This is a genomic window from Marinimicrobium sp. LS-A18, from assembly GCF_000463525.1.
Classification (GTDB): domain Bacteria; phylum Pseudomonadota; class Gammaproteobacteria; order Pseudomonadales; family Cellvibrionaceae; genus Marinimicrobium; species Marinimicrobium koreense.
Genome location: NZ_AWEP01000005.1, coordinates 418,304 through 440,124 on the forward strand (window position 1 = coordinate 418,304; position 21,821 = coordinate 440,124).

Consider the following 21,821-nt stretch of genomic DNA (forward strand, 5'->3'; position numbering starts at 1 on the left):
CCTGAGCGCCAAGGAGGGCGCGCGCCACCTCAATGGCGATGCGAGCCAAAAAGCCGGCGGTGAATCGTGACGCCGCAGGCCCGGGGCTGCTACACTCTCGCTCCGACTAACCGCTTGCGAAGCGCCAAATCACCATGAGCACCCCGAATACCCCCGACAACACTCAGAGCGCCTGGCTCGATCAGGTCAAATGGAACGACGACGGGCTGGTTCCCGCCATCGCCCAGGACGCCGACAGCGGCCGGATTCTGATGATGGCCTGGATGAACCGCGAATCCCTCGCCCTGAGCGCCCGGGAAAACCGAGCCGTTTACTGGTCCCGCTCCCGGGGTAAGCTGTGGCGCAAAGGCGAATCCTCGGGCCATGTGCAGGAACTGAAAAGCATTGAGCTGGACTGTGACGCCGATGCCATTGTGCTCAAGGTGAAACAACTGGGCGGTATCGCCTGCCACACCGGCCGGGAGTCCTGTTTTTACCGGACCCTGAAAGAGGGCCAGTGGCAGACCATGGAGCCGGTTCTGAAAGACCCCAACGAGATTTACTGAGCATGAGCACACCGAACACCGAGCAGGTTCTGGCCGAATTGACCCGCGTTCTGGAGGCCCGCAAACAGAACGCGGACCCCGAGTCATCCTACGTCGCCAGCCTGCACGCCAAGGGGCTGAACAAGATTCTGGAGAAAGTGGGCGAGGAGTGCACCGAAACCCTGCTCGCGGCCAAGGATGCCGAACGCAATGGCGACAACCAGCACCTGATCATGGAAACCGCCGACTTGTGGTTCCACAGTCTGGTCATGCTGTCGCATTTAGGCGAAAATGCCGACGCGGTGCTCAACGAGCTGGCGCGGCGCTTTGATTTATCCGGCCACGCCGAAAAAGCGGCGCGCAACAACCAAACATAAGTAGAGGGTAAGGTTATGGGATTTGGTGGAATTGGCATTTGGCAGTTGCTGATCATTCTGGCCATTGTGGTTCTCTTGTTCGGCACCAAGCGTCTGGGCAGTATTGGCAGCGACCTGGGTAAAGCCATCAAGGGCTTCAAGAAGTCGGTCAGCGATGACGACGCCGAGAAAGACAGCGAAAAAGACGACGACAGCGCCAAGCGCAACGTTGAAGACAAAACCGACCCGAACAGCGCTCAGACCCAGCAGGAAAAATCCGCAGCGGAAGACAAGAACCGCTCGTGATCCCCGGCAACGCCCTCGGGCGTGCCCTGACTGAGCCAGCGGTGCAACTCCCGGGCGGGAGGGCGCCAATCCAGTGTCTGCCTTATTTGAAAGGTGTTTGAGTGTTCGATATCGGTTTCTTTGAGCTGCTGATCATCGCGATTGTGGGCCTGGTGGTCATTGGCCCGGAGCGCCTGCCCGAAGCGGCGCGCGCCGTGGGCCTGTGGATCGGCCGGCTCAAGCGCAGCCTGCGGGAAACCCGCAGCGAGCTGGAAAAACAGCTCGGCGCCGACGATATTCGCCGCCAGTTGCACAATGAAGAGGTGATGCGCAGCCTGGAAGCCACCCGCCGCCAGGTGCAGGAAGCGGTGGAAGAAGGCTCTTTCAAGACGCCACTGAAAAAATACAAGGATGAAGACGAGCCCGAGCTGCCCGATCACGCGCACACTGAGCCAGACGAGCAGACTGGGCCAAAGAACAGCGACCCGTCCAGCCATACCGGTGCCGATACCGACACCCGCGAGGCGGACGGCAAGGGCACGGATTCCGAGCCCGCCGATGCCTCATCCGAGCCGGCCAAGGCACCGCGCGATTCACAGACGCCCTCTTCCTGAGCCCGAGCATGACCGTAACCCCGAACGACAAAGAGCTGCCCCTGGTTCAGCACCTGATCGAACTGCGCAATCGCCTGCTGCGGATCATCATTATCGTGCTGGTGATCTTTCTGGGCCTGTTCTACTTTGCCAACGATATTTACACCCTGACCGCGGCCCCGCTGCAGAAATTCCTGCCCGAATCGGCGGGGATGATCGCCACCGACGTGGCCTCCCCCTTCCTGACACCGTTCAAACTCACCCTGTTTGTGGCGGTGCTGCTGGCGGCGCCGTTTATCCTGCACCAGATCTGGGCCTTTATCGCCCCCGGCCTGTACACCCACGAGAAGCGCCTGGCTCTGCCGTTGTTGGCCTCCAGTGTAGTGCTGTTTTACGGCGGTATGGCGTTCGCCTATTTTGTGGTGTTTCCGCTGATATTCGGGTTTTTCACCAGTGTCGGGCCCGAAGGTGTGGCGGTGATGACCGATATGGCCAAATACCTGGACTTCGTGCTGAAGCTGTTTTTCGCCTTCGGCGTGGCGTTCGAGATTCCCATTGCCACCATCCTGATGATTCACGCCGGCATCATCACTCCGGATGGCATCGCCCAAAAACGCCCTTATGTGGTCGTCGGCTGCTTCGTCATGGGGATGATTCTGACTCCACCGGATGTGATCTCCCAGACGCTGTTGGCACTGCCCATGTGGCTGCTGTTCGAGGTGGGCGTCTTCTTTGGCCGCATGGTGTACCGGCGGGATCGCGCCCGTGAGGCAGAGGAAGAGAAGGAGCTCTAAACAGAGATATTTGGCGCCACTCTGACGTGTATATTTTTCCGACCTGTGCTATAAATGGTAAAAACTACTATAAGCAACCATTGCAGCAGGGCCTCCTATGCTTCGCTCACTCTCTTTCAAACTCATGGCCGCCATGGCGGCGCTGATGCTCACCGTGGCCGCCATTATTCTGGCCGCCAGTTACACCTATCTGGCGCGACAGCAGCAGAGCAACTTCGAGCAGGAAATTGACCGTAACCTTGAGCTGATCAACTCCTCGCTGCTCGAGCCACTGTTCGCCTACGACTTCCAGCAGCTTGAGGCCATCGCCGAATCCCTGGTCAATACCGCACTTATCGACCAATTGGAAATCACCGACCACCGGGGTAAAGCCATGGCCGATGCCCAGGTCAGTGACCCGGCCGCGCCCGGCAATCAACACCGGCGCGATGCCGTGGAAGTGATCCGCGACGGCGATGTGATCGGCCGCTACAACGTGGTGTTCTCCTCGGAGCAGATGGCGCAGGTACTGAGCAATCAGGTGTCCATGGGCGTGATCATGGTCGTAGCCCTGTTGGTGGCGGCGTTGTTCACCTTAGCGCTGCTGGTTCGACGCATCGTTCTCAAACCCCTGAACCTGATTACCGACAACCTGAGCCATATCGCCGAGGGCGGTGGCGACCTGACCCGGCGCCTGCCGACCGACAGCGGGGACGAAATTGCGCATCTGTCCCACAGCTACAACCGGGTGATCGACCAGATTGCCGCCATCATTCGCGGGGTGGTCGAGGTGACCAACACCTTTGATGAGCACGTCCAGCAGATGAACCAGGCGTCCAACGACAGCTCCCACTCGACCGACGAACAGCTCAAGCAACTGGAGCAGGCCTCCACCGCCATCAACCAGCTCTCGGCGTCCGCCGAAGAGGTCGCCCGCTCCTCGGGCGAAACCGCCGAGCGCACCCGGGACACCCACGATGCCTCCAGCCGCGGAGTCAGCGTGGTGCAGTCATCCCAGAGCAATATTCAGCGCCTGACCCAACAGATCGAGCAGACCGCCGACAAGATTACCCTGCTGAAAGACAGCAGCCAGAATATCGGCAAGGTCATTGAGGTGATTCGCGCGATTGCCGAGCAGACCAACCTACTGGCGCTGAACGCCGCCATCGAGGCGGCCCGCGCCGGAGATCAGGGCCGCGGCTTTGCGGTCGTGGCCGATGAGGTCCGCACCCTGGCCCAGCGCACCCAGAGCTCCACCGAGGAGATCGAGCAGATTGTGTTGCAACTGCAGACTCACGCCGATGAGGCCCACGATGCCATGGAGCAGAATACCCACTGGGCACAACAGACCGTGGAGAGCGGCAAAGAGGTGCAGCAGGTGCTGGAAAGCGTTCAGGCCCACATCAGCACCATCAACGACATGAATCATCAGGTGGCCACCGCCGCCGAAGAGCAGAGCTCGGTGGCCAGCGAGGTGAATCGCTTCATCGAGTCCGTTTTCGCCCTCTCGGGCAAAGTGTCGGACAACGCCCGTAGTATGCGGGCCAGCTCCGACGAGCTGCTGCAGGAGAACAACGAGCTGCAGCGGCGCATGCACAATTTCAAAGTTTGAGGCTCGCCATGTCACACAGGTTACAGCGGCTGCTCGCCCACGCTCGACGCGGATGCGGAATACTGGCTCTGATCGGCATCACCGCCGCCAGTCAGGCCCAGACCACGCTGCGCGTCAATCAGACCGATCACCCACTGGATGAGTTTGCCGTGGGCGCCCTGCGGGTCGCGCTGGAGTTTATGGACGGCGACTACGAGCTTGCCATCAGCGATGACCCTATCACCCAGACCCGCGCCATTGAGCGGTTGGAATCGGATCAGATGGACGTGATGTGGCTGTCGTCAAACCAGGAAGTGGAAAACCGCCTGCGTCCCATCCGCTTCCCGCTCTTGAAAGGCCTGCTGGGCTACCGGGTCTTCATCATCAACCCGGACCGCCAATCCGCCATGACCCGGGTGGAAGACAGGGCTGACCTGAGCCGCCTGACCTTCGGACAGGGCGCCGGCTGGCCCGATATTGCGATTCTGGAGGCCAATGGTCTGGAGGTCATCACGACCAGTAAGTATGACAACCTGTTCTATATGGTGGAGGGCGGTCGGTTTGACGCTTTCCCGCGGGGCGTTCTGGAGCCCTGGACCGAGCTGGCGGCGCGCCCGGACTTGCCGCTGACGGTGGAGGAGCGCCTGGTTCTGGTGTATCCGCTGCCGTTTTACCTGTTTGTCAGCCAGGAAGATGCGGCCCTGGCGGAGGCCATTCACAGCGGGCTGGACCGAGCCTTGGAGAGCGGGCGCTACGATGAGTATTTCTTCCAGCACCCGATGATTGAAGATGCGCTGACCCGCTCGAACCTCGCCGAGCGACGCGCTTTCCCGCTGGAGAACCCGACCCTCACGGAGGAAACACCCCGGAGCCGCGAGGAGTACTGGCTCGACATGGAGCGCTTGCGGGAGCAGAGCGCCGAGGACTAGTGGGCCGCCCGGCGCTCCAGGCGCTTCCAGCCGAGCTCGTGAAAGTGGTAGGCCACGGTGTTGATCGCCGGCTCGATCAACGCCACGGCGCCGCCCAGCACCCAACTGCCGGTGATCACATAGGCCACGCTGAAGGCCACGGTAAAGTGCAGCACAGCGAACGTCATTGTTTTGGTCATGATCGCCTCCCGACCCTCTGAACATCATAGTGGCGAGGGAATTCCCGCCCTTTACAGCCATAATAATGACTCCCATTTATAAATAAACTTGATTTGCCATATCGCCCTGATAGTGCTGGACTAACGACCAAGAAATGTCGGCCAGTGTAAATATGGCGCATTTTTACACTTTTTTGCGCCCCCGCATGACGCTATTTGGGGAGAACTTGTCTATACTGAACTCGCCGGCCGTCCATCGAGAGGGTGGGCATATCCATCACGTATAAGGCATCCAAGAAGTGCCGTTCAAACGCAAAGGGCTGGTTTTCATGTCGCAATCCGAACCCCAGATAGCCACAGGCTGCAGTCGCTGTCGGGATCTCCCCTCACTCCCCTTCGAGTTCACCATGGCGTTTCAGCCGATTGTGGATATCGAAAAACGCGAAGTGTTCGCCTACGAAGCGCTGGTGCGCGGCACTCAGGGCGAAGGCGCCTTCCAGATTCTCCAGAAAGTCACCGATGACAATCGCTACCAGTTTGATCAATCCTGCCGGACCAAAGCCATCGAGCTGGCGGCCAAGCTGGGGATGACCACATTCTTGAGCATCAACTTTCTGCCCAATGCCGTCTACGAACCCAAAAGCTGTATTCGCGCTACCCTGGCGGCGGCAGACAAGTACGATTTTCCGTGCAACCGCATCATCTTTGAGGTCAACGAATCCGAGCCGGTGGGCGATCCCGGCCACTTGGAGGGCATTTTCGAAGAATACAATGCGCAGGGCTTCACCACCGCCATTGACGATTTTGGCGCCGGCCACGCCGGGCTCAACCTGCTGGCGGACTTTCAGCCCGGGATCATCAAGCTCGATATGGCCCTGATCCGGCATATTGATACCAACCGGATTCGTCAGTCCATCGTCCATGGAGTGGTGAACACCTGCCGGGAACTGGGCGTGGAAGTCATCGCCGAGGGCGTGGAAACCGCCGGAGAGCTGGCGACGCTGCGCTCCATGGGCGTTCACCTGATCCAGGGTTATCTGCTGGCCAGGCCCGAGGTGGAAGCCCTGCCAGAGGTGGATTACAGTGCACTTTGATCAATTATAGGGGGCGGCCCCAACGGCCGCCTTCATTGACAAGGGCCAGAATTACTTTTATTTATTGGATAACCCGGCGCTCCGGCGCTATGTTGTTGAGCTATAAAGCTCTCAAGCGAAAGGTATAAACGCGCGGATCAGTGACGTACCGCCTCCCTGTTTTTAAAACTGCAGGAGAATGATGGATTATGGCGAACACCACCTCAGCCCCGGAAGCAGCAGCGCAAACCCCACCCAGCACCGAGAAACACACCGCCGCCGAGCAGTTTTTCATTGAACTGGCGGCCGAAGCCGACATCCGCATCAACGGTGATCGCCCCTGGGACATTCGGGTGTACGATCCCTCGTTTCTGTCCCGTGCACTGTCTTCGGGCGCGCCCCTGGCCTTTGCCGAAGCCTACATGCAGGGCCACTGGGACTGCGATCGCATCGATGAGATGATGACCCGCGTTCTCCACGCCCACCTGGAGCGTCGACTGAAAAAGTTTGGCACGCTTCAGCTATTGAAGGCGTACCTGAGCGCCGCGGTGATCAACAAACAGGACCCCAACCGGGCCTTCAAAGTGGGCGAGGTTCACTATGATATCGGTAACGACCTGTATCGGCGTATGCTCGACTCGCGCATGATCTACAGTTGTGCGTACTGGGCGGACGCCGACAACCTGGAAGAAGCGCAATACCAGAAGCTGGACGTGATCTGCCGCAAGCTGGAACTGAAACCGGGCATGACCCTGTTGGATATCGGTTGCGGCTGGGGCGGACTGGCCGAGTTCGCCGCACGCCACTATGGTGCCAAGGTCACGGGCATCACCATTTCCAAAGAGCAGCAGCGACTGGCCCAGGAGCACTGCGCCGGGCTACCGGTGGAGATCCGTCTGGTGGATTACCGGGCCCTGGAAGGTCAGTTTGACCGCATTGTCTCGGTGGGCATGTTCGAGCATGTCGGGCACAAAAATTACCGCACCTACTTTGATACGGTCAGCCGCCTCCTTGCCGATGACGGTCTGTTTCTACTGCACACCATCGGTACGGACCGGCAGCGAAATGGCGTCGATCCGTTTATCGAAAAATACATTTTCCCCAACGGCGAAATTCCCTGTCGCAAGCTGATCAACGACACCAGCCTGGGGCTGCTGCGTCTGGAAGATTGGCACAACTTCGGACCGGATTACGACCGCACCCTGATGGCCTGGTGGCACAACTTTGACGCCGCCTGGCCGGAGCTGAAAGACAAGTACGATCAGGGGCATTTTTACCGCATGTGGAAATATTATCTGCTGAGCTGCGCGGCTTATTTCCGCTCCCGTGAAGGGCAGCTCTGGCAGGTTGTTTACAGCAAGCCGGACAGCATGCGGGAGTATCGTAGTTTGCGGTGAGGTGGTAACGGCGGATTGAGGTTACGGCGGATGCGGCCTTCGGCCTTATCCGCCCTACGCGAACTACTGTGCTACCCGCCGTAATCCCCCCACGGCAATTCAAACCAACGCTGCAATATACGCAAGCCACCCCGGCTGGTTATCCATCTTCTTGCGCTCCCGAAAACTGCCATCGGCCACATCCCAATAGATGTGCAGCTTTTTAAAGCCCGCCTCAGTCAGCAGCTCACGAATCTCCACCATGGACCACTGGCGCCATACGTATTTAAACGCACGCTTCATTTCACTGCCGTCCCGAAATCGGAAGTGAATGTAATTGACCGCCACATTGGTCATCGGATCGAAACTGTGTTGGTCCCACACGTAGGTAAAGCCGCCCTCGATCTTTCGGGCCTCCTCCATGACCTCCTGGGATTCCCATCCGCCGTACATATCCAGGAAGAATATGCCGTCTTTCACCAGAGACTTTCGCACCGCCTTGAAGTAGCGGACCATCTCCGCCCGCTCCTGAAAAATCCAGTAACTGAAGTTCATGGCATTGACCAGGTCGAACTTCTCCCGGGTGACCTGACGCACATCGCGCTGAGCCAGTGTGACCCGATTGCCCGGTTCCCCTAAGGGCTTGAGGTTGTTTTCGACTCCCCACTGCAACACATCCGGATCGATATCCACGCCGAGCGCCGTGCGTTTTTTGTGGCTGTCCACCCAGTGGCCACACAATAGCGCGGTACCACAGAAGTCTTCACGCATGGAGTAAGGGCGGCGTTTGCGCAGCTTCTTGAATGTTTTGTCAAAGAACTCCACCTCGAACTCCGGTGCCTGAACACTGCGCTGATACAGATCGTGTCGGTCCGAGTTCTTGGCCGTAAAACGGGGTTTGGACTTTCTCTTTGGCAAAGTGACCTCCGGGTTTTGAGTGACAGCGGGTATAATAGCAGGCCCATGCACCCCACCCCCAAACAGTGCTAAAGTAGCGCCCATGACCTCATCGCTGATCCCCGAAAAACCCCTGCTGTTCTCGCCCTCACTGGCTGCCACCATCGGCCTGGAAGAAGCGATTCTGCTCAGCGCCCTCAGCGATGTTGCCCACTACCGGCCGGGTACCTACCGGCAGGGGCACCACTGGCTGAAGCTCGAAGCGCCGCAACTGCAATCGCTGCTGCCCTTCTGGAGCGACCAGGACCTGCAGCGGGTGAGTAAAAGCCTGCGGGACAAAGGGATCATCCTGATCGAGTCCGCCCCCTACACCGAAAGCCGCCAGCTGCTGTTTGCCTTCAACGAAACCGACCGGACCCAGAGCGCCCCGGCCGCTCCCGCCGCCCACAACCCGGACCCGCAGACCGGAGCCAACCGGATCAGCCCCCACTGGCGACCGGATGCCGAGCTGATGCGGCACATTGCCCAGCACAACATTCCAGACCATTTTGTGCGCGAGCAATTGCCGGAGTTCATTGCCTACTGGCGCGAGCGTGGCGAGAGCCACCACGCCTGGGGAGCCAAGTTCCTCAAGCATCTGCTGCGCCAGTGGCGCGAGGCCCAGACCGAGCACCAGGTCCGCCGCGACCGGGAGGTGGCCATGCACAGCGGCTGGCGCCCCAGTCGGGATGCGCTGGAGGTGCTGGTCAAGCACGCCAATATCAGCCTGGCGTTCATCGAGGACGCCATTCCCGAGTTCGTGCTCTACTGGCAGGAGCGGGGCGATGTGGGGCGCACCTGGAACAGCAAATTCATCCAGCACGTCAAACGCCAGTGGCTCAGGTATAATGCTGCTCTCGAGCACGATACCGAGCCGCGGCGCATCCCGGAAAACTGGCAGCCCAGTCAGGATGTGTACGACGTGCTCAAACTGGCCAATATCGACCTGGCGTTCGCCCAGCGTCAGGTGCCGGAGTTCGTGCTCTACTGGCGCGACAGCAACCAGGTGCACAGCTCCTGGAACACCAAGTTTCTGCAGCACGTAAAGTATCATTGGGCACGCCAGCACGCTCTGACCACGCACAACCCACAGGCAGGCCAACATGCAGGACAGCAAGACCCTACTCGACCAGGCACAACGCGCGATCGCAGCCTCGTCCAGGACCTCACCGACCGAAGCTGGGCCCGCTGAGCAGTCGCGCCGGGCCGCCACCGATGGGCATATTGATGCCCTCAATGAGGCCTTTGCCCTGTTCCGCATCAATTACCATAACCAGTACTACAAGGCCTACAGCGACACCCAGGTGCTCAACCAGATCAAAAAGCTCTGGCTGGACAGCCTGACCCGCTTTGAACCGGACACCATCCGCCGGGGCGCGCGCAAGGTCATTGAAGAGTCCGAGTTCCTGCCAACCCTGAACCGCATGATGCGCGCCTGCCAGGGCGACCCGACCGAGTTTGGCCTGCCGGACGCACACAGCGCCTATGTGGAGGCCTGCCGGGCGCCCAGCCCCAAAGCGGCCCAGCGCTGGAGCCATCCGGCGGTGTACCATGCCGGCCTGGCCAGCGACTGGTTTTTCCTGGCCAGCAGTGCCGAAAAAGTGGCCTTCCCGGTGTTTGAGCGTCACTACCAGCGCTTTTGCGAACAGGTGATGAACGGCGCGGAGTTACCCCTCCCCCAGGCGCCCGCCCTTCCCGAAACCACCGAAACGCCTCTGTCAGCCGATGAGAACCATCAGCGGCTGGAGGCGCTGCGGCGCGAGCTGGATCTCTGATCCTTTGCCCGCCCGACGACGTAACCCTTTGTTTGGATTGATGTATTAGAAGGTGATTGTATGAAGCAGGGTTTCACCCAGTGGCTACTGGGCCTGGGCCTGGTGGCCTTTCCCCTTGGCTGTCTGGTGCTGACGTTTTACCTGGCCTACCACCCGCCCCAGCCCATGGAAGAGTCCGTGGCTGGTCGGCAGGAGCCACCAGCGGTACCGCGCCCCGCCGAGGTAAAGCAGCTACCGGATTTTGCCAGCATAGGCCATATCCCCGATCGCAAACGGGCCTTTTTTGAGATGCTGGTTCCCATGGTGGAATGGCGCAATCACCAGTTGGAGCAGCTGCGCGAAGACGTGATCGACATGCGCTCGGTGCTCGCCGCCGACAAGAGCCTCAGCAGCCGCCAGCGGGCCCAGCTTGAGCGCCTGCGTATCCATTTCCGCGTGAATGAAGACAACTACCCGAACGCCTCGGACGCCCTGGACGAGCTGCACAAGCGGGTGGATATACTCCCCCTGGAGATGGTTCTGGCTCAGGGGGCGGCAGAATCTGGCTGGGGTACCTCGCGCTTTGCCCAGGAAGCCAACAATCTGTTCGGCCAGTGGTGTTACCGCAAGGGCTGCGGCTTGGTGCCCAACGCCCGCTCGGACGATATGAGTCACGAGGTACAGAAGTTTGCTACGGTCAACGAGGCTGTGTCGACTTACTTCCGCAACATCAACACCAACCGGGCCTACCGGGAGGTGCGGGAAATTCGCGCTCAACAGCGTGCTCAGGACATGGTACCCACGGGTATGGCAATGGTGCAGGGGCTGATCCGGTATTCGAGCCGCGGGCAGGCGTATATTGAGGAGCTCAAGGAACTGATCCGCTACAACGAGCTGGAGCAGGTACATGAAGCCTGGTTGACGCCGGAGGAGCCCGAAGTACCCGCAAAGGCCGAAGCCGAGTCGCAGACCGAGGCGGGGTAACGGCTGCAACTGCCGGATTATGAGCTGCGCGCTCCGACGTGTCAGACCGGCCCGGAACAAGCTGTGAACCGGGCTGGCAATCGTCGGGTTACGCCTTCGGCTAACCCGACCTACGGGGTAGCTTACTATGCCCCGTGCCTGGGGTTGTCGGGTTACGCCTTCGGCTAACCCGACCTACGGGGTAGCTTGGTGGGTGTTCCTGGGTCTGCGTAGGTCGGGTTAGCCGAAGGCGTAACCCGACAATCACTGCCAAATCTCAGTTCTCGTGCACCCAGCGACCGTCTTTGTCGGTCACCAGCCACTGCTGGGAGAACCAGTAGAAGCGGCCGGACTCCCCGGTGCCCGCGGTACAGTTATAGCGGGTACGACCCGGCGTCAGGGGCTTGCCGGGCTGAGTGATCAACTGGCGCCCCTCCACACGGGTCTCTATGGCCCCCTGGCCACCGGCAAAGCAGTTGATGCGACCGGCCAGGTTGTCCTGTTCAAGGTTCAACACCAACACCGGCCGGGCGCCGGCTGCCACCACCACTTCATCCAGGGGCTGTTCCAGTTCCGAGTCCGCGTACAGCTCGACGGACTCTATGGGCATGGCGCGGGTTTGCGCCTTGGTGGCAAACTCTTCAATCTCGCCATAGGGGCCACCAAACGGGAAGCGCGGCAGGGCCCGCAAATCGCTGTGGTCGCCGATCGGGCCGGACTGCTGGCCGAAAGCCACGTAGCCCAGGGACGCCAACAGGTCTTTCACTTCATTGTTGTACTCGCCATAGGGGTAGGCCAGCATCTTGTGGTTCTGGCCGGTCTCTTCCTTGATGCGCCGCTCGGCGTCCACCACCTCGGACTCAATCCGCTCGCGCCACTGCCCCTGGCTTTCACCGGCTTTGCGGCGCTGCAGGTGGTTGTGCTTGGTGGAGTGGTTGGCGATGGTGGCGCCATGTTCGGCCATTTCGCGCAGCTGATCCCAGGAGGTAAAACCGCCCTTGCCCTGATCCAGCGGATCAGTGTTCACAAACACTGTGAACGGCCAGCCCCGCTCCTTCAGCATCGGGTAGGCAGCGGAGTAAACCGACTCGTAGGCATCGTCAAAGGTGATGGCCACGGTGCGATCGGGCAGCGGCTCGCCGGAGCGCAGCGCCTCAACCAGCGCCTCCAGAGGCACGACGTCAAAGTCATGGCTTTCCAGATAGTCCATATGCGAACGGAACCGCTTGGGCGTCACACTGGTCGAGGCGGGGGTCGACTCGCTCACATGGTGGTACTGCAGTACCACGGCGGCCTGCGCCGGGCTTCCCGCCGCCAGAGACAACAGTAATCCCAACACCCCGGCGACCAGGGCCACCAGAGCCAGGGAACGCCTGACCGGCTTAGTGACGAGCATACAACCTCCGCTAATCCTGAAGAAACTTCAATCCGATGCCGTCGGGTTCGGTGCGCACGACTTCCATTTTCACCACCGGTGCCTCCACCGGCATGCCCTGAACCTGCCCGGTCACCACCGACCCAATGGGCGGCATCTGATCCGGCTCGAGCACCACGAACACTCCACCATCGGAGATATCACGGGTTTTGACCATCAATTCGCCAATGGTTTCATGCTGAATTTTAATCCGGCAGGCCAGGGGCGTGCGCGTGTACTCCCGCTTGTCACTCATAGTGCGTCCTCAGGTTATTATTGTTGGTCCGACAGCCGGCGGCCCCAAGACTCGGGAGACCAGGCCTCAGGAGACCTCGGCCCGGTCCACCTTCTGGAAGCCGCGCGGCAGCTTGTTGCCCCGCCGGCCACGCTCGCCCCGGTAGTGGTCCAGATCACCGGCCTTGAGCGTCAGGTGGCGCTTACCCGCGTGCAGCGTCAGCGACTGCCCCTCGGCGATGACGCCCACCGCAATCACATACTCCTCGCGGCTTTGCACCCGGGCCGACGGAATATTCATGATCTTGTTGCCCTTGCCGCGGGCCAGCTCGGGCAGTTCCGTGACCGGGAACACCAGGAGCCGGCCCTCGTTGCTCACCGCCGCCAACAGATCTTTCTCGGGGTTTTCCAGCACCTGGGGCGCCAGTACCCGCCCGCCCTTGGGCAGGCTCAACATGGCCTTGCCCGCGCGGTTTTTACTGTAGAGATCCCCCAGTTTGGCCACAAAGCCGTACCCGGCGTCCGACGCGAGCAGCACCCGCTGCTCATCACTACCCATCAGGGCGCCCTCGAAAGTGGCTCCATTGGGGGGATTCAGTCGTCCACTCAAGGGCTCACCCTGCCCACGGGCAGAGGGCAGATTGTGGGCCGCAATGGCGTAACTGCGTCCGGTGGAATCGAGCAGCATCACACTCTGGTTGGTCTTGCCGCGCACGGCAAACTTGAAGCTGTCCCCGGCTTTGTAGTTGAGCGCCGCCGGATCGATCTCATGACCTTTCGCCGATCGGATCCAGCCCTTTTCGGACACCACCACGGTCACCGGGTCCACCCCGATCAACTCGGTTTCACTGAATGCCTGGGCCTCCTCGCGCTGAACGATGGGCGAGCGGCGATCATCGCCGTATTCCTTGGCCACCTGCTGCAGCTCTTTGCGAATTAGGGTTTTCAGACGGGTGGCGGAGCCGAGGGTTTTCTCGAGCTGATCCCGCTCTTTTTCCAGGGCCTCCTGCTCGCCCCGGATCTTCATTTCCTCAAGCCGCGCCAACTGGCGCAATTTGGTGTCCAGAATGTAGTCGGCCTGAACGTCGGACAGCTTGAAGCGCTCCATCAACACCGCTTTGGGCTCGTCCTCGGTGCGGATGATGTGGATGACCTCATCGATGTTCAGATAGGCGATCAGCAGGCCTTCCAACAGGTGCAGGCGCTTCTGCACCTTGTCCAGCCGGAACTGCAGACGACGCCGGGTGGTGACCGTGCGGAAGCTGAGCCACTCGGACAGAATGACATCCAGGCTTTTCACCCCTGGACGACCATCGATGCCGATCATGTTCATATTGACCCGGTAGGTTTTCTCCAGGTCGGTACTGGCGAACAGATGCTGCATCAACTGCTCGGCATCCACCCGGTTGGAGCGCGGGGTGATCACCAGACGGGTGGGGTTTTCGTGGTCCGACTCATCCCGCAGATCGGTGACCATGGGCAGCTTCTTGGCCTGCATCTGAGCCGCGATCTGCTCCAGAATCTTGGCGCCGCTGACCTGATGGGGCAGCGCGGTAATGATGATATCGCCGCTGTCCTTTTCCTTGGTCCAAACACCGCGCATGCGCAGACTGCCCCGGCCGGTCTGGTACATCTTGATCAGATCTTCCCGGGGCGTGATCAGCTCCGCCTCGGTGGGCATATCCGGGCCCTGAATAAACTGGCACAGCTCGTTCACATCCGCCTTGGGGTTATCGAGCAGATGAATACAGGCCTCGACCACCTCCCGCAGGTTATGGGGCGGAATGTCCGTGGCCATCCCCACCGCAATGCCGGTGGTGCCATTGAGGAGCACATTGGGCACCCGGGCGGGCAGCACCTTGGGCTCATCCATGGTGCCGTCGAAATTCGGCTGCCAATCCACCGTACCCTGGCCCAACTCCTCCAGTAGCACCTCACTGTAGCGCGCCAGACGCGACTCGGTGTAACGCATGGCGGCAAACGACTTGGGGTCATCCGGCGACCCCCAGTTCCCCTGCCCGTCCACCAGGGTGTACCGGTACGAAAACGGCTGAGCCATCAACACCATGGACTCGTAAGCGGCCGAATCCCCATGCGGGTGGAACTTACCGATCACATCGCCGACCGTACGGGCCGACTTCTTGAACTTCGCCGTCGCCTTCAGCCCCAGCTCGCTCATGGCATAGACAATACGGCGCTGAACCGGCTTGAGCCCGTCACCGATATTGGGCAGGGCGCGATCGAGAATGACGTACATGGAATAATCCAGATACGCCTTCTCGGTATAGTCTTTGAGGGGAATGCGCTCTTCAGCGTCGGGGGATACTACGACTTCGTTCATGCAAATTCCTGGTCGTTATCGTTAATACTGCAGCTTGATCTCGCCCTGCTCCGAGACCCGCATGGACGGCAACCACTGGCTGAAATCCAACTTGGCGTCGAAATTGTAACTGACCCGGTCACTGACCGCCCGCTGGCTGAAGTGCTGGACCAACCGGGCAATGGACAACAGGTTGGCAGAGACCTCCACGGTCACCGGAGTCTCCTCATACGCCTTGAGGGTGGGCACTCGGCTGGAAACGCCACTCAAGACATCGATGTTTTCGATGCCGATGTTATAAGAGATCCCGCGCACGGACAAATCCCGCGCATTGGGATTGGTGATACCGAGATGAACCGCAATGCGCTGCTCCATACCCTGAGCCGGCAAAAGCTCCAGCCCCGTGACCTTGACCTGAGGCTCCTGAATACCGAAAGGAATCTGCGAGCAGGCGGCGAGCATCAAGGCCACCACGGCAAAAAGCCCGGTACGAAGCACTGAGGCGCGGATAGGGGTAGACCGTTCCTGGACCGTAGAGCGCGGGAAGCGCGGTTGCGAGCCCCCAGGGGCCGCTCCTTGGCATCCATGCCATCGCGGCATTCGTGCATCCATGCACATCATGGGTTTACGGCGTGTCCAGGAACGGTCTACCCCTATCCGTGCCGGACGTCCTGCGCTCATCAAACGTTCTATAACCGTCAACAATTGATACCACATGCGCTCTACTCTCCTATTCAGCAGCAGACTGAAACCAGTCCAGTAATGTTTCCAAGCAGACTACACCACCCCGTGGATTGCAGTGACGGCCCCTGAAGCTTTTGTGAGGTATATCACATGACGTCAGGGAGCGCTGTGGTGTAATCCCGCACAGACTGACCCAAATGGACCACCCCAACAAGAATCAACCGAGCCAACAACACCGAGAGAGTCTATGCCCAAGCACCCGCTCAGCACCGACGAACTACTGGGCAGCCGGGAAATTCGTTTCATCGATCGCCAGGAAACCAACTACCCCAATCTCATGCGCCTGTGCCTGGACTTCGACTTCTGCGTCCTGCAATTGTTGCACAAAACCCCCGTACCCACCGCCAATAAATCCTTCGTACTCGTCACCCGGGACTACCGTCTGACCCCCACAGCCGCCATCAGCCCCGCCTTCGCCGAACTCGAACAACTCGAAACCTACGTCCACCTGCACCAGGTCGACATCCTCCACGACTACCTGTTCGGATTCGTCGACGAAGACATCGCCTCCAGCGCCAGAGGCGGAGAATAACCGCTCCCCACCCCAACCAGTGACTGTCAGAATTACCGGCACTCCGTAGACGCTGGGCACCGGGTTCGCTATGCTCTCGGCTTTTGCCTGAGCGCCGTTGTTATGCGAACTCTGCTTCTGGCCGGTGGCGGCCTGACGCACGCCCTCTACCTGGCCAACGCCCGCCACCTGCTACCCGACGATGTGCGAGTGATACTGCTGTCACCAGAGCGGTTTGTTCCCTACTCGGGCATGCTGCCCGGGCTGATTGCCGGGCGCTTTCGCTTTCGGGATTGCCACATCGACCTGGGCCAGCTCTGCCGGGCCACGCACACCGAATTGCAGTTCGGCCGCCTGGCCTCCCTGAATCTGGAACAGCGCCTGGCGACACTCGACAATGGCGACGCCATTGCCTTTGACCTCCTGTCGGTCAACACCGGCCTGCAGGCCACCGATACCATCCCCGGGCTGGCCGAGCACGGCATGAGCACACGTCCGATCAGTGGGTTTTTGCCCCGCTGGCAGGAAACACTGGCAGATCTCTGTGCCCGAAGCCGGAACAACCCGGCCAACCTGGGCGTGATTGGCGGCAATCTCGATGGTGTGGAAATGGCCCTGGCCGTTCGCCAGCGGCTGCTGCATGAAGATAACCTGAAGGCACCGGTGAGCATCCACCTGGTCCACGGTGGCGGCAAGCTGCTGCCCGAGTTCCCCCTCGCCGCTCAGCTAAGAGCCGCACAATTACTGCAGGAGCGGGAGATTCGGGTCCACCCCCTCTTTGATGTGGCACGCGTGGATGGCCAGCAGATCTACACCGATCGCCACCAGCACCTGCCCATGGACAGCGTGATCTGGTGTGTATCCGGGCAACCGGGCGCCTGGGTCAGAACATCGGGGCTGGCACTGACCGACCGGGGCCGGATTCAGGTCAATGCACATCTACAGGCGGTCAATCATCCGTTCGTGTTCGCCGCCGGCGCGGTCGCCAGTGTGTCTGGCGGGCCAGAGCCCGGAGCCGCAGCGAGCCTGGCGCTGCGGCAGGCGCCGGTGCTGGCCGCCAATCTGGCCCGCGCTCTGGCCGGTGAACCACTCAGACGCTACAAGCCCGGCCGACGAACGCTGTCGATCATTACCACCAGTAATGATTACGCCCTGGCCCGTTACGGCAATCAGGTCTGGGGTGGCAAGTGGATCGAACGCTGGAAATATCGGCGGGACCGGAAGGTCATGGCGAGTTTCCCCCGGGCCTGAAGGCCCGGAGTGGGGGCGGATCAGGTAGGCAGTCGCTACTCCATTTCCTGCTCAAATTCCTCGAGCAGGTCCATGGGCTCAATTTCTTCCCCTTCGAGGGATTCATCCCAGTTCACCCCGACCAGCAGTTCATCGTCGTGCATACCGGGCAGCCAGTCGTCCAGAAACTCTTCCAGATCGATCGGCACGGGTTTGTAGTCGGTCCACTCCTCCCGACAGTGCACCTGTGCCAGGGCCAGCTCGGACCACAGGGGCATCACATCGCTGTCATCATATTTCTCGGAAGGACACAGCGCCCAACCATCCGGGCCTTCGAGCCCGTAAACACAGCCGTGGTCCATCGCTTCGACAATAAAACGATCGAGGTTTTCAGCGGGGTCATCGCTCAGTGCGGTCATGATGGGCGTTTCCTTGGGCTTCTAACGACAGGGGTTACAATACCAGACAGCGGCCATTGGCCTTAAGCCAATCCCGCTGACGGGGGTAATCGGGGCACACTTGTCCGACCAGTTGCCAGAATGCCCGGCTATGGTTCATGTGACGCAGGTGACAGACTTCGTGAGCGACAAGATAGTCCACAACCGCCTCCGGGGCCAGAAGAATCTGCCAGTTGTACTGAATCTCACCCGAGCGGGTGCAGTGCCCCCACTTTGATCGGGTCACTCTCACTTTGACCCCGGAGTGGCTCAGCTCCATCTGACGAGTCAACGCATCGGTTTTCGCGCGCAATCGCTCCAGTCCCTGCTCCCGGTACCACCCCTGCACCAGCCGCCGGGCCTGCGCCTCAGGTTCAAGCCGACTGCGTCGCGAGCAACAGACCGCCAATCGGTCACCCACCTGCTCTACCCGGCCACAACTCCCCATGGTCACCGAGAGCGTCAGTTGTTGCCCCATGAAAGGCAGGCGGGTGCCGGATACATAGCGATACTCCGGAATCCGGGCCAGCATCTGCTGCTGAGCGCGCACTTTGCGCGCGATCCAGTCGCTTTTCTGACGGACAAACCGGTCCAGATCCCGCTCCGCTATGCCGACCGGGGCTCGCACCAGCAACTGGGCATCGCGTACCTCCAGGCTGACCGTGCGGCGGCGCGAGGATCGTTTAATGGTATAGCGCACAGGCAGGGCTCGCTTTGCGTAACATCAAATTTTTATTCCCCCGGACCGGACAACTCACGGGACAGAATCACCGCGGTACGCAGCCGGCTTCGGCCGAAACTGGTCATCCGCTCGAAATCGGCCCGCGCCAGAGGAAGGTATTGGCAATCCAGCGCGGTCTGCCCCTGGCCATCCGGATCCGGGTCGTGAACATAAATACACTCTTCGTCATAGCCACTCATGACGACCCAGTGGGGCGCTTTTTTGCTGTCCATCCGGTAGGTGCTGATCAGGATGATCGGCACCCCACCGCGATCAAACGCCGCGATCAGATCATCCTGACGAACCTCGCGATAGTGAACCGGAACGGCCCGCTCCTCAAGCGCGTGGCGATAATCCTCATGCACCAGCATCATGACCGGCTTTTTGGTCTCATCGCGCACCCCATCGAGAAACAGCGGCCCATCATGGTTGACCCAGACTTCCGCCCGGTAGCCCCGGGTGTCGGCAGCCAGGGCCATGCCCATGGGGTGGCAACCACCGTGGCCCGAGGTCATGAAGATGGTCGTGGACTCGCGCCACAGGCGCAGTTCCTCGGTATCGGAAGGCTGGTAGTCCGGCTTCAGGGCGGCCATGGCCATCATCAGCGACGCCGGACCGCAGGTAAAGCGGGTACTCTGGGCCAACCAGGGAATGGCCCGGTGATAGGCGGTATCACCCACCACCCGGATCCGCTTCTGGTAACGCAGCGCATCGGTGTGGTCCTCGTAGTAGTCCTGATACAGCCCGAACTGTTTGTACCCCAGGGTCTCGTAAAGGGCGATGGCGCTGGTGTTTTTACTGCTGACCTCCAGGCGCATATAGAACCGGCCACTGTCCCGCGCGCCGTCTTCCCCGGCGCCGATCAGGCGCCGCGCCAACCCCTGGCCCCGGTAGTCCGGATCCACCGCCAGCGAGTACATGCGCGCCAGGCGCGTCCCCCGGTGAAACAGAACCAGTATGTAGCCGGCCAGACGGTCGCCATCGCGCGCGACCAGAAGTACCCGCTGGTCGCCCTCCAGCCAGCGGCGAAAGCTGCGGCGGCTGAGGCGGTCGCTGGTAAAACAGCGTTGCTCCAGAGCGACGAGGGCGTCGAGATCATCGGGCCTTACGCTCTCAAGGGGGAGGGAGGACATGGATACCGCCTTCATCAGATTCACTTGCGATTGTTTCGAACACTCAGGGCTGTTTTCTGAGCTCAGGGCTGTTTTTCCTGGGCTCAGGGCTATCCATTACTTGAGCTCAGGGCTGCTGATAATTCAATTCCCGGGTATGTACGTCGATGCGCCCGATGTGCACGGCAACCCGCTGCAGCCAGCGCACGACCTCCATCCGGGCGACGCCCTGCCTCAGCTCCAGTCGCCCCTGGGCAATGTCGTTCATGGTCTGCCGCCGGGTAGTTTGCTCGATTTGGGTGATTTGTGCGACTCGTTCCTGCACCTGATCGGCGGGAAGCGAACGTTTTCCCCAGAGCGACAACACCAGCGGGCTGAGGGCGGCCTTGGCCTCGGCCAGATCGTCCCCGTTGCGCAACGCCACGGCCACGCTTTTATTGTCGCAACGCTCCAGCAGACGCTGCAGATGCTCGACGATCTGAATCGCAGCCAGTAGCCGCTCCCACTGACTGCCCGAGGTCCCTTCCAGGTGAATGGCATCCAGATATTCCTGCACGTCGGACAGCTCTCGGGCAAGATCCACCAGGGGGACCGAGCGACCCGACTCTCCGAGAATGTATTCCAGCTGCTCCGCCACCCGCTCAAACTGGGAGATCATGACCTTCTGCACCGCGGTCAGCGCCAACTCGGGGTATTTGAGCAGCCCCCGGTCCAGAACCTGTTGATAACCAAAAGGCTTGTCCGGGAACAGACGCTCGATCATGTGAGCAAACTGTCCCGCAAACGGCACCACCAGCAACACGCCCAACAAATTGAACGCGGAGTGGAAACCCACCAGCGCAAACTCCTCGTGAACCACAAATGCCTCGGGCGCCACAAACTGCCAGGCGGTGATGTAGGGCACAATCAGAAACAGCGCCAGCGAACTCACGCCGGTGTTGTACAGCACATGGGAAAAACCGGTGCGTCGCACCGACACGTTGCCACCGATGGTGGCCGCTGCCGCCGTGAAGCTGGTGCCGATGTTCATTCCCACCACCAGCGATGCGGCCTGCTCAAAGGCGATGGTATCCGTGTGCAGTGCCGTCAGTGCCGCCACCACACCTGCACTGGACGATTGCGTCACAATGGTGAACAGAACACCAATGACCACCAATTGAAACTTGCCCCACAGATCGTCCGCCGGAAACTGACTGAAGTCCATCTGCTCCCGCAGGCCTTCCAGCCCGCCCTGAAGCGTATCAATACCGATGAAAATCAGACCAAAGCCGGCCAGCGCATACCCCAGCCCGCCCAGAGACCGGCGCCCAAACAGCTTGAGCATGGCCCCGGCAAACACAAACAGGGCGGCCAGCAGGGACAGCTTGAGCTTGAAGCCGATCAGAGCCACAATCCAGCCCGTAACCGTGGTCCCCAGAGCCGAACCGAAAATGATGCCCAGTGCCTGGGAAAAACCGATCAGGCCCGCCCCGACAAAACCGACGGTGGCCACAATGGTGGCACTGGAGGATTGCAGCACGGCGGTGCCGACCAGCCCCGCCAGAACTCCGCTGACCGGGCTGCGGGTAAAGCGCATCAACACCCGGCGAATGGCGTCTCCAGCCATGGCCTTCAGGCCCTCGGTCATGAGCGTCATTCCCAGCAGGAACAAGCCCAGGCCGCCCAACACTTCCACCAGCACCCGAATTAATACCATGATGACCCGTCGTTCGACCCCCGTCAGCCTGCCAGAGGGATATTTGCTATGATGGCGCCTCCGGAAACCGACCCTGCAGGCCCCCTGACAC

The 21,821-nt window shown here is 60.5% G+C and carries 24 protein-coding genes; 14 read left to right on the forward strand and 10 right to left on the reverse strand.

Translation table 11 applies throughout. The annotated features are described in order from the left end of the window. Window positions 1-134: 134 nt before the first annotated feature. The 7 genes from hisI to N645_RS16910 all read left to right on the forward strand — a co-directional run bounded on the left by hisI (window position 135) and on the right by N645_RS16910 (window position 5,051). Window positions 135-545: a phosphoribosyl-AMP cyclohydrolase gene (gene hisI, locus N645_RS16900; protein WP_036160765.1), complete on the forward strand. Its 411-nt coding sequence runs from the start codon at window positions 135-137 to the stop codon at window positions 543-545. Window positions 546-547: 2 nt separating this feature from the next. Then, window positions 548-901: a phosphoribosyl-ATP diphosphatase gene (locus N645_RS0109715; RefSeq protein WP_024461317.1), complete on the forward strand. Its 354-nt coding sequence runs from the start codon at window positions 548-550 to the stop codon at window positions 899-901. A gap of 15 nt (window positions 902-916) precedes the next feature. Beyond that, the gene (gene tatA, locus N645_RS0109720; protein WP_024461318.1) at window positions 917-1,186 is read left to right on the forward strand and encodes a twin-arginine translocase TatA/TatE family subunit; all 270 of its coding nucleotides are present in this window, start codon (window positions 917-919) and stop codon (window positions 1,184-1,186) included. Window positions 1,187-1,287: 101 nt separating this feature from the next. Further along, window positions 1,288-1,779: a Sec-independent protein translocase protein TatB gene (gene tatB, locus N645_RS17755; protein ID WP_024461319.1), complete on the forward strand. Its 492-nt coding sequence runs from the start codon at window positions 1,288-1,290 to the stop codon at window positions 1,777-1,779. 8 nt (window positions 1,780-1,787) lie between these two features. Beyond that, window positions 1,788-2,552, forward strand: a complete 765-nt coding sequence (gene tatC / locus N645_RS0109730) for a twin-arginine translocase subunit TatC (RefSeq protein ID WP_024461320.1) — start codon at window positions 1,788-1,790, stop codon at window positions 2,550-2,552. Between the two features lie 97 nt (window positions 2,553-2,649). Beyond that, the gene (locus N645_RS0109735) at window positions 2,650-4,143 is read left to right on the forward strand and encodes a methyl-accepting chemotaxis protein (protein WP_024461321.1); all 1,494 of its coding nucleotides are present in this window, start codon (window positions 2,650-2,652) and stop codon (window positions 4,141-4,143) included. Window positions 4,144-4,151: 8 nt separating this feature from the next. Beyond that, on the forward strand, window positions 4,152-5,051 hold the full coding sequence (locus N645_RS16910) for an ABC transporter substrate-binding protein (protein WP_036160780.1): 900 nt from the start codon (window positions 4,152-4,154) through the stop codon (window positions 5,049-5,051). On the opposite strand, the gene N645_RS16915 is transcribed toward N645_RS16910, so the two are convergent. Then, window positions 5,048-5,230 (reverse strand): DUF2061 domain-containing protein, encoded by a 183-nt coding sequence (locus tag N645_RS16915; RefSeq protein ID WP_036160783.1) that lies wholly within the window; start codon window positions 5,228-5,230, stop codon window positions 5,048-5,050. The genes N645_RS16910 and N645_RS16915 overlap by 4 nt on opposite strands. Window positions 5,231-5,538: 308 nt before the next feature. On the opposite strand from N645_RS16915, the gene N645_RS0109750 reads away from it, so the two are divergent. Together N645_RS0109750 and cfa are read left to right on the forward strand one after the other, a co-directional pair. Continuing rightward, on the forward strand, window positions 5,539-6,303 hold the full coding sequence (locus N645_RS0109750) for an EAL domain-containing protein (RefSeq protein WP_024461322.1): 765 nt from the start codon (window positions 5,539-5,541) through the stop codon (window positions 6,301-6,303). Between the two features lie 188 nt (window positions 6,304-6,491). Then, window positions 6,492-7,679: a cyclopropane fatty acyl phospholipid synthase gene (cfa, locus tag N645_RS0109755; RefSeq protein ID WP_024461323.1), complete on the forward strand. Its 1,188-nt coding sequence runs from the start codon at window positions 6,492-6,494 to the stop codon at window positions 7,677-7,679. Between the two features lie 99 nt (window positions 7,680-7,778). On the opposite strand, the gene N645_RS0109760 is transcribed toward cfa, so the two are convergent. Next, window positions 7,779-8,576: a class I SAM-dependent methyltransferase gene (locus tag N645_RS0109760; protein ID WP_024461324.1), complete on the reverse strand. Its 798-nt coding sequence runs from the start codon at window positions 8,574-8,576 to the stop codon at window positions 7,779-7,781. 82 nt (window positions 8,577-8,658) lie between these two features. On the opposite strand from N645_RS0109760, the gene N645_RS0109765 reads away from it, so the two are divergent. The 3 genes from N645_RS0109765 to N645_RS16920 are packed head-to-tail and all read left to right on the forward strand — an operon-like array spanning window position 8,659 to window position 11,332. Next, complete coding sequence (locus N645_RS0109765) at window positions 8,659-9,786, forward strand: DnaT-like ssDNA-binding domain-containing protein (RefSeq protein ID WP_024461325.1); 1,128 nt, start codon at window positions 8,659-8,661, stop codon at window positions 9,784-9,786. Further along, complete coding sequence (locus N645_RS0109770; protein ID WP_024461326.1) at window positions 9,698-10,369, forward strand: replication protein P; 672 nt, start codon at window positions 9,698-9,700, stop codon at window positions 10,367-10,369. Before N645_RS0109765 ends, N645_RS0109770 begins: the two co-directional genes overlap by 89 nt. 60 nt (window positions 10,370-10,429) lie before the next feature. After that, window positions 10,430-11,332 carry a glucosaminidase domain-containing protein gene (locus N645_RS16920; RefSeq protein ID WP_024461327.1) on the forward strand — a complete coding sequence of 301 codons (903 nt, stop codon included), beginning with the start codon at window positions 10,430-10,432 and terminating at the stop codon, window positions 11,330-11,332. A gap of 256 nt (window positions 11,333-11,588) precedes the next feature. On the opposite strand, the gene N645_RS0109780 is transcribed toward N645_RS16920, so the two are convergent. From N645_RS0109780 to N645_RS18165, 4 genes are all read right to left on the reverse strand, one after another. Next, on the reverse strand, window positions 11,589-12,707 hold the full coding sequence (locus tag N645_RS0109780; protein WP_081666009.1) for a polysaccharide deacetylase family protein: 1,119 nt from the start codon (window positions 12,705-12,707) through the stop codon (window positions 11,589-11,591). Window positions 12,708-12,717: 10 nt separating this feature from the next. After that, window positions 12,718-12,981, reverse strand: a complete 264-nt coding sequence (locus N645_RS0109785; RefSeq protein ID WP_024461329.1) for a PilZ domain-containing protein — start codon at window positions 12,979-12,981, stop codon at window positions 12,718-12,720. Between the two features lie 66 nt (window positions 12,982-13,047). After that, window positions 13,048-15,300 carry a DNA topoisomerase IV subunit A gene (gene parC / locus N645_RS0109790; protein ID WP_024461330.1) on the reverse strand — a complete coding sequence of 751 codons (2,253 nt, stop codon included), beginning with the start codon at window positions 15,298-15,300 and terminating at the stop codon, window positions 13,048-13,050. Window positions 15,301-15,321: 21 nt separating this feature from the next. Further along, window positions 15,322-15,741: an LEA type 2 family protein gene (locus N645_RS18165; protein ID WP_193744964.1), complete on the reverse strand. Its 420-nt coding sequence runs from the start codon at window positions 15,739-15,741 to the stop codon at window positions 15,322-15,324. A 469-nt stretch (window positions 15,742-16,210) separates the two neighbouring features. Between N645_RS18165 and N645_RS0109800 the strand changes: the two genes are divergently transcribed. Then, entirely contained in the window at window positions 16,211-16,555 is a 345-nt protein-coding gene (locus N645_RS0109800; RefSeq protein WP_024461332.1) for a hypothetical protein, read from the forward strand. Window positions 16,556-16,657: 102 nt separating this feature from the next. Continuing rightward, window positions 16,658-17,785, forward strand: coding sequence for an FAD-dependent oxidoreductase (locus N645_RS0109805; protein ID WP_024461333.1), 1,128 nt, complete (start codon window positions 16,658-16,660; stop codon window positions 17,783-17,785). A gap of 35 nt (window positions 17,786-17,820) precedes the next feature. On the opposite strand, the gene N645_RS0109810 is transcribed toward N645_RS0109805, so the two are convergent. The 4 genes from N645_RS0109810 to N645_RS0109825 all read right to left on the reverse strand — a co-directional run bounded on the left by N645_RS0109810 (window position 17,821) and on the right by N645_RS0109825 (window position 21,730). Beyond that, window positions 17,821-18,183: a DUF2750 domain-containing protein gene (locus N645_RS0109810; protein WP_024461334.1), complete on the reverse strand. Its 363-nt coding sequence runs from the start codon at window positions 18,181-18,183 to the stop codon at window positions 17,821-17,823. 34 nt (window positions 18,184-18,217) lie between these two features. Then, entirely contained in the window at window positions 18,218-18,901 is a 684-nt protein-coding gene (locus N645_RS0109815) for a M48 family metallopeptidase (RefSeq protein ID WP_024461335.1), read from the reverse strand. Window positions 18,902-18,933: 32 nt separating this feature from the next. Next, entirely contained in the window at window positions 18,934-20,055 is a 1,122-nt protein-coding gene (locus N645_RS0109820; protein ID WP_024461336.1) for a peptidase C39 family protein, read from the reverse strand. A gap of 106 nt (window positions 20,056-20,161) precedes the next feature. Further along, a complete protein-coding gene (locus N645_RS0109825) occupies window positions 20,162-21,730 on the reverse strand; it encodes a Na/Pi cotransporter family protein (protein WP_024461337.1) in 1,569 nt (522 codons plus the stop codon). Window positions 21,731-21,821: the final 91 nt, after the last annotated feature.